Here is a 14854-nt window from a genome sequence, read left to right on the forward strand (position 1 = left end):
AGTGCCGATGACACAGCCGCCGTTCTTCTTCACCAGTTACGCGGGGCGGGACGCGGACAGTGAACTCGTACGACAGTTCCACGCGCGCCTCCAGCAGGAAGTGGCGATCAAGCGGGGCGTGTCCGCCTCCCATGACGGATTCCTCGACACGGACTCGCTGGAGCACGGGGCCCGGTGGCGGCGGGATCTCTCCCAAGCGCTGGGAACCACCCGCTTCCTGATCGCGCTGCTCTCCGACGACTTCTTCGAGCGCAAGTGGTGCGGGCGGGAGTGGGCGGTCATGGAGGAGCGGATGCGCCTGGCCGGCGATCCCGAACCGATCGCCGTACTGCCGCTGTTCTGGGTGCCCGTCGCCCGGGAACTGCCCCCGAGCGTCGCCGAGATCCAGCACCGGACGCCACGGTTCGGGAAGGCCTACCGGCACAGCTGCGTCGTCGATCTCATGCGCGGTGACCGGCCGGCGTACGAGAAGCTGGTCATCGCACTCGTCGACCACATGGTGCGGAAGGCCACGGCTCCCCTTCCGGAGATGGACGCCACGACCGCGGCGGAATTCCCACCGACCTTCGGACTGTCCGCCAAGCCGGAGCCCGCCGATTGGGAAACCGCTGCCCCGGTGCACCAGTCCAAGGCGGACCTCTACACCCCGCGCGGCGGCCCCTTCGTGAGCCCGCCCGCCCGTGCCAACGGGTCCGGCGCACCACTCAGCGGGGCCGAGCGGCTGACCCTCGTACAGGCCCTGGTCCGCTCACCGGTGGGCCTCGACAGGGACACGTGGAACGTCTGGCTGGTGTCCGTACGGCAGATGATCGAGCCGAAGCAGTTGTCCATGGTGAGCGATGACGGACAACTCAGGAACCGCGTCGTCTCGGTCGTCAATTTCGCCCTCGCTCAGAAGTCTCCGAAGGTGATGCAGGCCCTTGCGGACGCCCTGGACTTCTGGGGGGACGAGGAGGGGGTCGCCGAGGTGAGGCTGCTGGTCGACAAGGCCGTGGAGAACTGGCCCGCGCGCTGACCGTCGCCGGACCGGGCCTCAGCCGACCCTGTTCGCCGGGCCGATCTGCAGCGTGCCGGACGAGCTGCCGTCCGGGGCGCCCGACGGGGTGTCACCGGCCAGGAAACGGGTGGACGACGGAGGCTCGGGTGTGTCGTCGGGTGCGGGTGGGTGATGGCTGAGTGCGCGGTTCCCCGCGCCCCTAAAAGCTAAGGGCGGGGCCGCACCTCCAGGCCTCTGCCTCTCAAGGGGCGCGAGGAACCGCGCACGAAGCCACACACCAACCGAACTTCACAACCCACCGAACCCCCACACACCTCCAGGGGCGCGAGGAACCGCGCACTCGGCCCTGACCCACCTGCACGTGTCGACCAACCCGCGGCTACTTCTCGACAGGCGCGTCCGGGCTGGGGACGAGGTCCCGGTCAGGGGGCGTCGGGGCGCCCGTGGCGGCGGGCTCACGGCGCAGGCGGCCGGTCAGACGGGTGGCTACCGGTTCGGTGAAGCGGGCGGTGAGGGGCCCGATGATCACCAGGATCAGGACGTAGGCCGTGGCCAGCGGCCCGAGTCTCGGCTCGATGCCGGAGGTGACGGCGAGTCCGGCAATGACGATGGAGAACTCGCCGCGGGCGACGAGGGTGCCGCCGGCCCGCCAGCGGCCCTTGGCGGAGATCCCGGCCCGCTTGGCGGCCCAGTACCCGGTGGCGATCTTCGTGCCGGCGGTGACCAGGGCCAGTGCGAGGGCGGGGAGCAGGACGGGCGGGATGCTGGCGGGGTCGGTGTGCAGGCCGAAGAAGACGAAGAACACCGCGGCGAACAGGTCGCGCAGCGGGGAGAGCAGCCCGTGGGCGCCCTCGGCGACCTCGCCGGACAGCGCGATCCCCACCAGGAACGCGCCCACCGCCGCGGACACCTGCAACTGCTGGGCCACGCCCGCGACCAGCAGCGTCAGCCCCAGCACCACCAGCAACAGCTTCTCGGGGTCGTCGCTGGAGACGAAGCGGGAGAGGTGGCGTCCGTAGCGGACCGCGACGACCAGGACGAGGCCGGCGACACCGAGCGCGATGGCCAGGGTGGCGCTGCCCGCCGCGATCCCCGCGCCGGCGAGGAGGGCGGTGATGATGGGCAGGTAGACGGCCATCGAGAGGTCTTCGAGGACGAGGATGCTCAGGATGACCGGGGTTTCGCGGTTGCCGAGGCGGCCGAGGTCGCCCAGGACCTTGGCGATGACGCCGGAGGAGGAGATCCAGGTGACGCCGGCCAGGACGACGGCGGCGACCGGGCCCCAGCCCAGCAGCAGGGCCATCGCGGCGCCGGGCAGGGCGTTGAGGGCGGCGTCGACCAGTCCTGCGGGGTACTGGGTCTTGAGGTTGGAGACCAGGTCGGTGGCGGTGTATTCGAGGCCGAGCATGAGCAGCAGCAGGATGACGCCGATCTCGGCGCCGATCGCGACGAACTCCTCGCTGGTGCCCAGGGGCAGCAGCCCGCCCTCGCCGAACGCGAGCCCGGCCAGCAGGTAGAGGGGTATGGGCGAGAACTGGAACCGTCCCGCGAACCGGCCCAGCAGCCCCAGGCCCAGGATGATCGCACCGAACTCGATCAGGAACGTCGCGGACGAGTGCACTGTGCTCACTCCCTTCCGAGTATCGTCGCCGCCGTCTCGACGCCCTCGCGGGTGCCGATCACGATGAGGGTGTCGCCGCCCGCCAGGCGGAAGTCCGGCGTGGGGGAGGGGATCGCCTCGGCCCGCCGCAGCACGGCCACGATCGAGGCACCGGTCTCGGTGCGCATCCGGGTCTCGCCGAGGACGCGCCCGTTCCAGTGCGAGACCGACGACAGCTCGATCCGCTCGGCCACCAGGCCCAGTTCGGTGGTGGAGAGCAGGTTCGGGCTGTGGTGGGCGGGCATCAGCGCGTCGATGAGCGCCGCCGATTCTCCCGCGGAGAGCCGCACGGAGAGGGCGCAGGCGTCCGGGTCGTCCGTCCGGTACGCGCTCAGTGTCCGGCCGCCGTCCCGGTGCGCGACCACCGACAGGCGGCGCTGTTCTCGCGTCGTCAGGTCGTACCGCACACCGATCCCTGGCAACGGCGTACTGCTCAGGCGTGGAGTGCCCATGACTGGTCCCCTGTCCGGTGTCCGGCGTCGATCTGGTGTGCGTTCACCCTACGGCGACCTGCGGATCGACTTCGGCCGCGGCCCGGTGGGGGGAGGCGGTCGCGCGGTTCCCCGCACCCCTGAAAGCGGGGCTGCGCCCCTGGCTTTCGTCTTTTAGGGGCGCGGGGAACCGCGCACTCGGCCCCCACCCACCCGCACCCGAAACTCAACCCGAACCGTCAGTCACTCAGTCAGCCAGTCACTCAGTAAGTCACTCACTCACCTCGATCTTCCCGTTGGCCTCCACCGCGACAGCACCCCGCTTCGGCGCGGTGATCGTCTTGAGGAGCTCGGCAAGGTCAACCCCCGTGGTGGAGCTGAGGAGTTCGACCCCCTGGGCGACGTTGTCCGCGACAGTGCGCGACAACTGACTGGCCCCGTCCGTCGAGATGACCGTCATCTTGTCGATGGCACTGAGCGGCTCGGACGCCTTGGCGACCACCTGCGGCAGCACCTCGACCAGCATCTGCAGTACGGCCGCATCGCCGTACTGCGCGAACGCGTCGGCCTTCTTGCGCATGGCCTCGGCCTCGGCCGCCCCCTTCGCACCGATGGCCGCGGCCTCCGCCTCACCCTCGATGCGTACGGCGTCGGCGAGCGCCGCGCGGTGTGCCTTCTCGCCCTCACCGGTCAGCCTGGAGCGCTGGGCGTCCGCCTCGGCCTCCTTGACCTGGGCGATACGCCGGGCCTCGGCCTCCTGCTCGGCCTGGTAGCGGGCGGCGTCGGCGGGCTTGCGGACCTTGGTGTCCAGTTCGCGGTCGGTCAGCGCGGCCTGCCGCTGGGCGACCTTCTCCTGCTCGGCGAGGACCTCCTGCGAGCGGGCGGCCTCGGCCAGCGGGCCGGCCGCCGCGGCACGGGCCGCCGCCTCGTCCGTCTCGGCCTTGATCTCCGCCGTCTTGAGGGCGAACGTCCGCTGGGCGATCGCGATCTCCTCCTCGGCCTTCAGCCGGGCCTGCTCGGCGGCACGCCGGGCCACCGCCTCGGCGATGTCGGCCTCCTGCTTGGCGCGGGCGGCCTCGGGCCGGCCGAGGTCCTCCAGGTAGGAGCCCTCGGTGGTGATGTCCTGGATCTGGAAGGCGTCGAGCACCAGGCCCTGCCCGGACAGGCTCGCCTCGGCCTCTTCGGCGACCTGCCCGGCGAACGCGGCACGGTCCCGGATGATGTCCTCCACCGACATCCGGCCCACGATGGAACGCAGCGCGCCGGACAGCACCTCCTGGGTGAAGCCGACGATGCCGTCCTGCTGCATCAGGAACCGCTGGGCCGCGGCGCGGATGGAGTCCTCGGTGCCGCCGACCTTGACGATGGCGACGCCTTCGAGGTTCGCCTTGACGCCGCGCAGCGTGACCGCGCCGCGCACCGAGATCGGGATATGCCGCGAGGACAGGTCCAGGGTGAACTTCTGCTGGACGAACGGCACGACGAAGACACCGCCGCCGACCACGACCTTCTGGCCGCTGTTGTCGGTGAACACCCGGCCGGTGTCCGGGTCGGTGGACTTCTTGCCGCGCCGGCCGGTGACGATGAACGCCTGGCTGGGCCCGGCCACCTTGTAACGGGTGACGACGACGAGCGCGAGCAGCACGAGGAGTACGACGACTCCCACGACCGCAACGAGAACTGGACTCATGGTGGATCCCCCCTGCCACCCCCGGGCGGCAGATCAGTACGAGTGGTACGAGCGTTACGAGCGTTACGAGCGGTACGGGTTACGGACTACCGGCCGGACAGGGCCTCAGCGCTGGACCGGCCTGACCGCCACCGACGTCGGTGACAGCGACTCCTCGACCCAGATCTCGGCGCCCCGGGCCACCGGCTCGGGGCTCTTGGCCGCCAGCTTCACCGGCTGGCCCGCGAGATACACGAGCACCTCGCCGTAGCCCTCGGCCGGGATCGGTGTGACGACCGAGCCCGAACTGCCCACGAGGTCGGTGCCGCGCGGGGTCGCGGACGGCTCGTCCCGCATCAGGGCCCGGCTGAACCGCCAGGTCAGCCAGCCCGCCCCGGCCCCGGCGCCGATGCCCACCGCGGTGGCGGGTCCGGCGCCGAGCCCGGTCGTGCCGAGGACGAGCGCCCCGCCGAAGCCGAGCATCGAGACGAACCCGGCGATGACCGGCAGGGAGAGGAGGCCGTCGAAGAGCCCGTCCAGGAAGCTGGTGCCGCCGAACAGTCCCTCGAGTACGCCGTCGAAGACCAGCGTCAGGACCAGCAGGACGAGCCCCGCGATGCCGAGACCGAGAAACAGAGTCACCGGTCCACCTCCCCCACCTGCGCCGGTCACCTCGATCAACGGGCATTGTGCCAGCTTCGTACATGTGTGCACATTGCCGTGATCTGGCAGTCTTTATGCGTTCTTGACGCCGTGCCGACACCGTACGTGGCACTCGCGTTCGAGCGCTTCGCCGCCCTCCGGCATCAAGAACGCGTAAAGATTGCCGGAACCCGGCAATGCGCCGGACTCCCGTCCCGGGTCACGATGGTCCGGCAGAAACGGGGAGCACGGGGGACGGATAAGGGCCCCGGTGCCGGACACATCGTCGTGAGACGACCGGCACCGGGGCCTCATCTCTTGCCGAGCCCCCGAAGTCCCTCCGAACTTCCCCCGAACTCCCCCGAGCATCCTCCGAACGTCCTCCGTGGTGAGGGGAACCGAGAGCACGCATGGACCTGCCGTCTTCCGGCAGTGAGCACCTCCCCCACGGGACCGCGCTCCGCCCGTATGCGCTAGAAATGCGTCAACGGCTCATCAGGAAGACGGGGGTGCGGATGGCGGCGGGGCGGGACATACCCGAGGAGTATCTGGAGGGGTATGGGCGCATCCTCACGGACGCCTCCGCGACCGGCCGCCGGCTGACCCGCGACGAACTCGACTCCCGCCGGGCCCTGGGTGAGCGGGCCGCCGAGGCGGGATACGGACTGCGCGCCCTCGTCGGCGCCCACCTGGCCGCCGCCCGCGTCCACTGGCCCGCCACGGCGGGCGAGAGCACACTCGCCGCCGTCGAGCAGGCCGTCGACGCCTTCGCCGAGGGCTACGAGCGGGCCCAACTCCTCGCCGTACGCCAGGAGGAGGCCGCGCGCCGGGAGTTCATCGACGACCTGCTGCACGGCCGCAGCGACCTCGGTCTGCTGGCCGAACGCGCCGAACGCTTCGGGCTGCGCCTCTCGCACGCGCACGCCGTCGCGGTGGCACAGGGCAGGACGGCGTACGACGAGGGGGACGCCGTGCCCCGCGATGTGGAGCGCTCCCTGATCAGCCGGTTCGGCGACCGCAGCATCCTCGTGACCACCAAGGACGGTCGTCTGGTGTGCATCGCGCCCGGCGACCAGGACGACGTGCTCGACTTCTTCGCCAAGCAGGCGTACGCGGCCACCGACGGCGGGCGCGTCGCCATCGGCCGCTCCCAGCCGGGGCCCGGCGGGGTCGTCCACTCGTACGAGGAGGCGCTGAACGCCCTCGACCTGGCCGACCGCCTGGAGTTCGACACCCCCGTGCTGCGCGCCGCCGACCTGCTGGTCTACCCCGTGCTCACCCGGGACCGGCAGGCCATGGCCGACCTGGTCCTCAGCGCGCTCGGACCGTTGCGCCAGGCCCGCGGCGGGGCGGAGCCGCTTCTCGACACCCTCACCGCGTACTTCGACTCCGGCTGCGTCGCCGCGGAGGCCGCCCGGCGGCTGTCGCTCAGCGTCCGCGCGCTCACCTACCGGCTGGACCGCATCCACACGCTCACCGGGGCGAATCCGGCCGATCCCGTGCACCGGTACACGCTGCAGACGGCGGTCATCGGGGCGCGGCTGCTCGACTGGCCGGAGAAGGACTTCTAGCCGATGCGGTACTTCTAGTCGTCGCCGTATCCGGCGTCGTCGTCATCGTCGTCCCCGTCGCCGTACTGCGGCGGCTGCTCCTGTTCCTGCTGCTCCGGCGGGGCCTGCTCCTGCTCCTCCTTCGGCTTCTCCTCCTCGGTCTCGGCCGGGGTCGGTGTGTCGGCCGCGGTTTCCGTGAAGGAGGGGGACGCGGGAGGCTCCTCGTTGACACCGGGCTCGGGGGCGGAGTCGGGCGCCCCGGTGCGGGCCACGGTTCCGGCGGCCGGCACGCCGCTCTTCTCGGGGCCGGTGGACGACGAACCGCCCTTCAGGTCGTTCCCGGTCTCCGTCGAGGTGGTGTCAGGCGAGAACATCTTCATGCCGGCGAGCACGGCCAGCACGAACAGCACCGCGCCGGCGAGGATGCCGAACACCCGGGGCCGACGACGGGCCATCGCACCGACCCCGCCGCCCGATCTCGCAGCCCCGTTCGACCGTGTCCCGCCCGATCTCGCGCGGCGCGACGGTGTGGAGGGCGCGGAGTGCGAGGAGTGCGAGGAGTGCGCGGAGTTGGCCGCGTGACCGGCGTGAGTGGCACGGGTCTGCTGAGCGGAACGGGCGGGCTGCGACTGCTGAGCCGCGGTCGGCGGCAGCCGGTACATCGTCGGGGGCCCCGTCTCGGCGGACCCCGACTGCGGCGGCCGGGAGGCGTACGACGGCGAGGCGGAGCGCGATGTGTGCCTCGTGTCCGACGCCACGGGCAGCGGCTCGGCGAGCCCCCGCCAGGCCCCCGTGCCGAACCAGTCCGCGACCTCCTGGGCCGAGGGCCGGTCCTCGGGCTGCTTGGCGAGGAGGCCGAGGAGGTAGTTCTCGAAGGCGGGCGGCAGTTGGACACCGTGCTCGCGGGGCGGCACCGGGGCCATGTCGATGTGCTGGTGCAGGGTGACCGTGGCGCTCTCGGCGTGGAACGGCGGTCGCCCGGTGAGGAGTTGGTACAGCACGCAGCCCAGTGAGTAGACGTCGGAGGCGGCCGACGCCGGTCTGCCCAGGGCGCGTTCGGGGGCGAGATAGAGGCTGGTGCCGACGATCTGGCCGGCCGTGGTGAGCGCCGAGGCCGGGTCGTCGACGAAGCGGGCGATGCCGAAGTCACCGATCTTCACGGTCCCTTGGGCGTCCGAGAGGAGGTTTCCGGGCTTGATGTCCCGGTGCACGATCCCTTCCCGGTGCGCGGCGGCGAGCCCGGCCGCGGCCTGGGCGGCGACGGTGGCGACCCGCTCGGTCCCCAGGCTGCCCGCCGCGGTCAGCTCCTGCGCGAGGCTCTGGCCCTCGACGAGTTCCATGACCAGGTAGAAGCGGTCGTCCCAGGCGCCGAAGTCGAACACGGCGACGACGTAGGGGTGGCTCAGCCGGGCCGCGGTCTGCGCCTCCAGCCGGAACCGGGCGGCCGCCGCGCTGTCGGCCTCGTCCCCGAGCAGCAGCTTGACCGCCACCTCACGCCCGAGAATCTCGTCGGTGGCCTGCCACACCTCCCCCATACCGCCGCGGCCAATGGATCCGTGCAACCGATACCGCTCCGCGACGAGCACCAGCGAATCATCCTCAACAACGCAGAAGGCCAACACGACGACCGCGAACGGCACTTCATGCGATGCAGAAGCGCGCAGGTGGGGGGATCCGCAGCAGGGGTCAGCCTACCGACTCGCAACCACCCCCGACGCCCCGTCAGGTGCGCGGGGCCGTGGACGTCCGCGGCTCCGCCGCGTGGGCGCGCTCAGCCCGAACTCAACCCGTCACAGAGCCACTTGCCCCGGCCCGGACCATCACACAGTCGAACTCCACGACCCGCCCGGTGGCAGGCTCCCGGGTGACGGGGTACATCCCGGTGACACCGAACCCCGCGGCCTCGTACGCGGCGATGGCCTCCCCCATCAAGGGGCTCCCCTCGTACAACCGCAACGCGGCGACCTCGGACTGCATCCCCACGAACTCGGAGATCCGGTCCCCGGCCCCGGCGAACACCTCCATGTCGAAGCCCTGCGTGTCCATCTTCAGATACGGCCGGGGGTCCTCGATCCCCTCCAACGCCTTCTGCATCACGTCGTCGAGCCGCCGGATCTCGATCTCCTCGGTACGCCCCTTGGAGAACCGCTTGTACCGCTCCTTGCCGTACTCGCTCGGCGGCAGCAGGGAGTTCATGGACTTCCAGTCGATGTGGATGGACTGCACGGCCTCCTCGCGCCCGAGCGCGAAGTTGTAGACCTGCCAGTCGGGGTCGTTCTCGGCGGCCTGCCGCAGCTTCTCGAAGGTGACGGAAACCGGTTCGAAGGAGACGATGCGCCCCTTGTAGCCGAACCGCCGGAGCCCCTTCCCGTACTGCCCGATATTGGCCCCCACGTCGAACACGCAGTTCACGCGGTTCAGCTCCAGGAGCGCGGCCACATGCTGGGCACCGAGATAGTGGGCGGCCCCGAGCTGGAACTCCCGTTCCGCTTCCGCCGACACGGCCTCGTCCAGGAGGAGCCGCGCCCCGGTGGCGCCGAAGGGGACGCTCGTCGCCTTCCGCCCCTTGGTCCCGCGCGCCACCAGCCACGCATCGGAACCCACGGAGGTGACGGCGTACCGTCCCTTCCCCTGAGCCACCAGATGCGCGCCCTGTCCCACAGGGACGCCGGTCCGGTCACCCCGCCGGAACACGACGGCGGCGCCGGGGCCGAGATCGAGGACCTTCACACCTATACGGGGAAGGAACGTGAGCAGTCTTCTGTAAAGGGTCTGCATCCCGCCAGCCTCGCAGAAGACGCCTTGGATTCACCGGTACTTTACTGAACAAGTTTTCGTGCGCTCTGGGTCGCGTGCCCGTCCAGTTCGTACGCCACGCGGATCAGCGGGACGTGCGTGAACGCCTGGGGGAAATTGCCCAGCTGGCGGCGGGCGAGGGGGTCGTACTCCTCGGCCAGGAGGCCCACGTCGTTGCGCAGGAGCAGAAGGCGTTCGAAGAGGCGGCGGGCGTCGTCCTCCCGGCCGGTCAGGAGCAGGGCGTCCGCGAGCCAGAAGGAGCAGGCGAGGAAGGCGCCCTCCCCGCCGGTGAGGCCGTCGGGGGCTGCGGCCCCGCCGGTGGTCGTGGCTCCTCCCGCGCCCGTCGAGTAGCGGCTGACCAGGCCGTCGTCGGTCGCAAGCTCGCGTTCGACGGCGGCGACCGTACCGATCACCCGCGGATCGTCCGGCGGCAGGAAGCCGGTTCCCGGGATGAGCAGCAGCGCGGCGTCGAGCGCGCGGGAGCCGTAGGACTGGGTGAAGGTGGCGCGGGCCGGGTCGTAGCCCCGCTCGCAGACCTCGCGGTGGATACGGTCCCGGACCTCGCGCCAGTGGGCGACCGGCCCCGGGCGCCCGTGCTCCTCGACCAGGCGGACAGCCCGGTCGAAGGCCACCCAGCACATGATCTTGGAGTGGACGTGGTGGCGGGGTTCGCCGCGCGTCTCCCACAGGCCCTGGTCGGGGCGGGACCACACCTCCTCCAGATGGTCGAGCAGGGCCTGCTGGAGCGAGAGGAGATGCCGTTCGGGACGCAGTCCGGAGCGCAGGGTGAGGGCGAGGGTCTCCATCAACTCGCCCGGTACGTCGAGCTGTTGCTGGGCCGCGGCGCCGTTGCCGATCCGTACCGGGCGGGAGTTCTCGTACCCGGCGAGCCAGTCGGCCGTCCACTCGGTCAGCCGGCGTTCGCCGCCGATGCCGTACATGATCTGGATGTCCTTGGGGCGGCCCGCCACCGCCCGTTCCAGCCAGCCGCGCCAGGCCTGTGCCTCGGCGGTGAACCCGCTGCGCAGCAGGGCCTCCAGGGTCATTCCGGCGTCGCGCAGCCAGCAGTAGCGGTAGTCCCAGTTGCGGACGCCGCCGGGCTGTTCGGGGAGGGAGGTGGTGGGGGCGGCGACGATGCCACCGGTCGGCTCGTAGGTGAGGGCCTTGAGGGTGATGAGGGAACGGACGACCGCGTCACGGTAGGTGCCGTCGTACGAGAAGGGGCGCAGCCACTCCTTCCAGTACTCCTCGGTGCGGCGCAGCGCGTCGAAGGGGTCCACCGGGTCGGGGGCGGGCAGGTGGGAGGGCTGCCAGGTCAGGACGGAGGGGATCCGTTCGCCCGCGGTGACCGTGAAGTCGGCGATGTGGGCCTCGCCCTGTCCGGTCAGCGCGACGGGCGTGGTCAGCCACACCGACTCCGGGCCCGCGATGCCCGTCAGCCGTCCGTCCTCGCGGTGCATCCAGGGCACGACGCTGCCGTACTCGAAGCGCAGCCGCAGATCCATGTGCAGGTCGACCGTGCCGGAGTGGCCCTCGACGATGCGTACGACGCTGGGGGCGCCGTCGCGGCGCGGCATGAAGTCGACGACGGTGGCCCGGCCGGTGGCGGTCTCCCACTCGGTCTCCAGCACGAGGGAGTCCCCGCGGTAGCGGCGGCGGACCGTCACCCCCTCGTCGGTGTCCGCGTCCACCGGGGCGATCAGCCATCGGCCGTTGTTCTCGTCGCCCAGCAGCGCGGCGAAGCAGGCGGGCGAGTCGAAGCGCGGCAGGCACAGCCAGTCGAGGCTGCCGTCGCACCCGACGAGGGCGGCGGTGAGCAGGTCTCCGACGAGGGCGTAGTCCTCGATCCTTCCCGGCATGCTGCAAGTGTCCGCGCGGCGGGGGACGGAGGCATCTCGAACGGGCGGAATGCCTCACCCGGTCGGACCGGTGCGCTGGTGGGCGGTGGCGGCGGGTGGTGCGGTGAGGTGGAGATCTCTCGCCCGCAGGAGCCGTAGGAGGCATTCCGCGATGACCCGTCCGCCCGGCCCGTCCGCCCCACCGAGCCCGCTCCGCCCCGCCCGTCGCCGTACGGTCCTCGCTCTCGTCCCGGCCCTGGCAGCGGCCTCGCTGCTGACGACGGCCGGGTGCTCGGCCGTCGACGGTGCCGGTTCCGGGGCGGCGCCGAAGGCCGACGCGGCGGCCTCCGCCTCGCCCGTGGCCGGGCAGCTCCCGTCGCCGTCCCCCTCCGTCACGGTCGCCCCCACGCTCACCGAGGCGCAGGTGAAGTCGGCGCTGATCTCCAACAAGGACCTGGGCAAGGGCTGGAAGCCGACCCAGGGCGGGGCGACCTGGCGGGACGCGCTGCTCAAGGGCAGGACGGACATCCCCGACTGCCAGCGGCTGCTCGACGGCCTGTACGCGGAGGACCTGCTGGGCGAACCGGCCGGGGCCCGCGCGGTGAAGGGCCTGGACGACACCGACGACGGGGCGCAGGTGCGCTACCAGGTCGGGGCGTACGACCGGGCGGCGCTCGACGCCTCGCTGGCCTGGCTGAAGGAGGTGCCGGGCAAGTGCGGCCAGTTCACGGCCGCGGATGTCAGGGGCGGGGAGCTGACCGTCCTGGTCACCGCCACGCCCCTGCCCGGCGTGGGCGAGGCCCGCGAGAGCCTGCGCATGAAGGTGTACGGCGAGTCGGGCGGCTCGTCCGCCGTACTCACCCTGGACTTCGCCGCCGTACGGGTCGGCGACAGTGCCCTCTCCCTCACCAACGGCGGCCTCGACGGCGTCTCCGCCAACTCCACCCGGCAGGCGGCCCAGCTCGGCACGCAGCGCCTCCAGGACGTACTCGCCGGGAAGAAGCCGGCGGCTCGGCCGGCGAGCAAGGAGGCTGACGCGGAGGGCTGAGCCTTCGAGCCCGCTCGGCGCCCGTCGTCCCTAGTCGGCGAGGTAGCGCTCGACCGGTCCCAGGGTGAGCAGTCCGCTGCCCGCGCCCGCGAGTTCGGCGGCGGCCGGGCGCAGGCGGGTGCGGGCGCGTTCCAGTACGGTCCGGTCGTCGAGGCGGAGCGCGGCTTCGGCCTCCAGGGCGCAGTAGGCCTCGTGCAGGAGGTCGTGCGGAGGCTCCGGTAGGGCGTGCAGGGCGGTACGGGCCTCGGTGTGGCGGCCCTCGGCGATCAGGGTGAACGGCTCGGCCCAAGGGCGGTGCGGGCCCCAGTCCGCCCGGGGGTCCGGGTCCGGCGGGAGCCCGTGGGTCAGGCGCAGGCAGAGGAGCGCGAGGGGGAGGAGGCCGCGTTCCAGGCCGGGCATGCCGGCGCCGTCGAGGCGGGCCGCGGCGGCACGGCAGGCGGTCTCGGCGCGGGCCGGCTCTCCGGTCGCGCTGAGCCGCAGGGCTCCGTACCACTCGGTGAATACGCCGACCAGCGGCAGCTCGTGGCGTTCGGCGAGGCGGTCCGCGGTGGCCGCGTGGGTGTCCGCGGCGGCGAAGTCGGCGAGGGCCGCGCGGGCCTGGAGGCGGATGAGGTGGCCGAGGATCTCGTAGGTCACCAGGCCGTGGCGTACGGCCAGTTCGACGAGTTCCGCGCCGATCGCGTCCCGTTGTGGCGCGAGGCCGGCCCGGGTGAAGGACTGCATGAACGTGCCGTTGAGGGCGAAGGCCAGCAGTGCGGGGTCGTCGAGGCGGCGGGCGAGCGCCTCGGCCTCGCGGGCGGCCTCGGGGCCTCGCGGGCCGGGCGCTCCGCGGGTCTCCAGGGCGATGGTGGCGAGCAGGCGGCAGCGGGCCGTGTCGTGCGGGCCGGTCGGCAGCGCGGCGAGCGTGCGTTCCGCCACGGCGACGATGTGCTCGGCCGCCGGCGGGTCGTCCGCGCGGGTCCAGATCGCCGGGACGTCGTACGCGCCGATGACTCGGGCCGTCAGTTCCGGGTCCGCGAACTCCTCGGCGGCGGTGATCGCCGCCGTGCGGTGGTGGCGGGCTTCCGCCAGGCCTTCGCCGCCTGTGACTGCGAGGTTTCTGATGAGGCCGATGGTGGATTCGAGCCGGGCTCGGGTGCCTTTGGCGACTGTGCGGTTGTAGGTCTTGGCGGCTCTTGTCCATAGGTCGGCTGGGGGTTGGGTTGTGGGTGGGGGTGGGGTGTTGGGTTCGGGTGGGATTGGGCTGGGTGCGCGGTTCCTCGCGCCCCTAGGTGGGTGAGGTGGGCCGGGGGTTTTGGGTGCGGGTTCGTATGGGCCGAGTGCGCGGTTCCTCGCGCCCCTGGGTGGGTGGGGTGGGGCGGGGGTGTTGGGTGGCAGGTCTGTGTCGGGGGGTAGGTCCAGTGTTGGGGTTTGGGTGAGGATGTCTGATTGGAGGTGGCGGAGGCGGGGGCCCGGGTCCAGGCCCAGTTGGTTGGTCAGGACTTCTCTGGCTCGGCGGAGTACGGCCAGGGCGTCACCCTGGCGGTGTTGGCGGTAGAGGGCCAGGGCGAGCAGGCGCCAGGCGTCCTCGCGCCAGGGATGTTCGGTGAGGTGGGCGTCGAGGTCGGGGACCGCGTCGGCGGGGCGGCCGAGGGCCAGGTGGGCCTCGGCGCGCCGTTCCACGGCCTGGAGGCGCAGTTCGGCGAGGCGGGCGCGTTCACCGCGGGACCAGTCCTCGTCCGCGAACTCGGCGTAGGCGGGGCCCCGCCACCACCCGAGGGCCTCCTCCAGGGTGGCCAGGGCCTGCTGGGCGGGCAGGTCGGCCGCAGTGGCGAGGGCGGTCTCGAAGCGCCACGCGTCCACCGTGTCCGGCTCGGTCCGCAGGGCGTATCCGGGACCGTCGGTGACCAGCAGCCGGGCCGGTGCCCGCGGCGGACGCTCCGGCTCCAGTACTCGGCGCAGCGCGGCCACGAACGTCTGGACGGCCCCCACGGCGCCGGGCGGCGGATCCTCCCACAGATCCTCGACCAGCCGGGCCACGGGCACGACCCGACGACGGGCCACGATCAGCCGCGCCAGCACGGCCCGATGCCGCGGCCCCTTCAACGCGAGCGCGCCCCCACTGTCACCGGCGGCAACCGTAGGCCCGAGCACCCCGAACACAACCCGCACCATCCCGACCACCACCCTCTCCGCCACCCCACTGCTGACCACACGCTGATTCACCCCCACCAGACTCAATAG

11 protein-coding genes are annotated in these 14854 nt (G+C 72.0%); 3 read left to right on the forward strand and 8 right to left on the reverse strand.

Annotation, left to right across the window (positions count from 1 at the left end; genetic code table 11):
* The first annotated feature begins 7 nt into the window (after window positions 1-7).
* Window positions 8-1015 (forward strand): TIR domain-containing protein, encoded by a 1008-nt coding sequence (locus ACN20J_RS24195; RefSeq protein ID WP_419666777.1) that lies wholly within the window; start codon window positions 8-10, stop codon window positions 1013-1015.
* Window positions 1016-1376: 361 nt separating this feature from the next.
* Here the strand turns inward: ACN20J_RS24195 and ACN20J_RS24200 are convergent, their stop codons facing one another.
* The 4 genes from ACN20J_RS24200 to ACN20J_RS24215 form a co-directional block, all read right to left on the reverse strand.
* The gene (locus ACN20J_RS24200; RefSeq protein WP_419668942.1) at window positions 1377-2618 is read right to left on the reverse strand and encodes a cation:proton antiporter; all 1242 of its coding nucleotides are present in this window, start codon (window positions 2616-2618) and stop codon (window positions 1377-1379) included.
* Window positions 2619-2623: 5 nt separating this feature from the next.
* A complete protein-coding gene (locus tag ACN20J_RS24205) occupies window positions 2624-3109 on the reverse strand; it encodes a cation:proton antiporter regulatory subunit (RefSeq protein ID WP_189841378.1) in 486 nt (161 codons plus the stop codon).
* A gap of 250 nt (window positions 3110-3359) precedes the next feature.
* On the reverse strand, window positions 3360-4778 hold the full coding sequence (locus ACN20J_RS24210) for a flotillin family protein (protein WP_190230706.1): 1419 nt from the start codon (window positions 4776-4778) through the stop codon (window positions 3360-3362).
* Window positions 4779-4883: 105 nt separating this feature from the next.
* Entirely contained in the window at window positions 4884-5399 is a 516-nt protein-coding gene (locus tag ACN20J_RS24215) for a hypothetical protein (RefSeq protein ID WP_361988800.1), read from the reverse strand.
* Window positions 5400-5878: 479 nt separating this feature from the next.
* On the opposite strand from ACN20J_RS24215, the gene ACN20J_RS24220 reads away from it, so the two are divergent.
* On the forward strand, window positions 5879-6970 hold the full coding sequence (locus tag ACN20J_RS24220) for a PucR family transcriptional regulator (protein ID WP_259333690.1): 1092 nt from the start codon (window positions 5879-5881) through the stop codon (window positions 6968-6970).
* A gap of 14 nt (window positions 6971-6984) precedes the next feature.
* Here the strand turns inward: ACN20J_RS24220 and ACN20J_RS24225 are convergent, their stop codons facing one another.
* The 3 genes from ACN20J_RS24225 to ACN20J_RS24235 form a co-directional block, all read right to left on the reverse strand.
* Entirely contained in the window at window positions 6985-8484 is a 1500-nt protein-coding gene (locus ACN20J_RS24225; RefSeq protein ID WP_419668943.1) for a serine/threonine-protein kinase, read from the reverse strand.
* 247 nt (window positions 8485-8731) lie between these two features.
* Window positions 8732-9727 carry an FkbM family methyltransferase gene (locus ACN20J_RS24230; protein WP_189841382.1) on the reverse strand — a complete coding sequence of 332 codons (996 nt, stop codon included), beginning with the start codon at window positions 9725-9727 and terminating at the stop codon, window positions 8732-8734.
* 41 nt (window positions 9728-9768) lie between these two features.
* A complete protein-coding gene (locus tag ACN20J_RS24235) occupies window positions 9769-11604 on the reverse strand; it encodes a glycoside hydrolase family 15 protein (protein WP_419666778.1) in 1836 nt (611 codons plus the stop codon).
* 151 nt (window positions 11605-11755) lie between these two features.
* Here ACN20J_RS24235 and ACN20J_RS24240 point away from each other — a divergent pair, with 151 nt between their 5' ends.
* Window positions 11756-12631: a hypothetical protein gene (locus tag ACN20J_RS24240; protein ID WP_419666779.1), complete on the forward strand. Its 876-nt coding sequence runs from the start codon at window positions 11756-11758 to the stop codon at window positions 12629-12631.
* 30 nt (window positions 12632-12661) lie between these two features.
* Here ACN20J_RS24240 and ACN20J_RS24245 read toward each other — a convergent pair whose 3' ends face one another.
* A complete protein-coding gene (locus ACN20J_RS24245) occupies window positions 12662-14785 on the reverse strand; it encodes a BTAD domain-containing putative transcriptional regulator (protein ID WP_419668944.1) in 2124 nt (707 codons plus the stop codon).
* Window positions 14786-14854: the final 69 nt, after the last annotated feature.

This window comes from Streptomyces sp. 2-1 (assembly GCF_048564895.1).
Lineage (GTDB): Bacteria > Actinomycetota > Actinomycetes > Streptomycetales > Streptomycetaceae > Streptomyces > Streptomyces phaeochromogenes.

Excerpts from the sequence above, each read along its gene's own strand:
- ACN20J_RS24195 (WP_419666777.1), top strand. The coding sequence starts at position 8 with ATGACACAGCCGCCGTTCTTCTTCACCAGTTACGCGGGGCGGGACGCG.
- ACN20J_RS24240 (WP_419666779.1), top strand. The coding sequence starts at position 11,756 with ATGACCCGTCCGCCCGGCCCGTCCGCCCCACCGAGCCCGCTCCGCCCC.
- ACN20J_RS24205 (WP_189841378.1), bottom strand. The coding sequence starts at position 3,109 with ATGGGCACTCCACGCCTGAGCAGTACGCCGTTGCCAGGGATCGGTGTG.
- ACN20J_RS24220 (WP_259333690.1), top strand. The coding sequence starts at position 5,879 with ATGCGTCAACGGCTCATCAGGAAGACGGGGGTGCGGATGGCGGCGGGG.
- ACN20J_RS24235 (WP_419666778.1), bottom strand. The coding sequence starts at position 11,604 with ATGCCGGGAAGGATCGAGGACTACGCCCTCGTCGGAGACCTGCTCACC.
- ACN20J_RS24245 (WP_419668944.1), bottom strand. The coding sequence starts at position 14,785 with ATGGTGCGGGTTGTGTTCGGGGTGCTCGGGCCTACGGTTGCCGCCGGT.
- ACN20J_RS24210 (WP_190230706.1), bottom strand. The coding sequence starts at position 4,778 with ATGAGTCCAGTTCTCGTTGCGGTCGTGGGAGTCGTCGTACTCCTCGTG.
- ACN20J_RS24230 (WP_189841382.1), bottom strand. The coding sequence starts at position 9,727 with ATGCAGACCCTTTACAGAAGACTGCTCACGTTCCTTCCCCGTATAGGT.
- ACN20J_RS24225 (WP_419668943.1), bottom strand. The coding sequence starts at position 8,484 with ATGGGGGAGGTGTGGCAGGCCACCGACGAGATTCTCGGGCGTGAGGTG.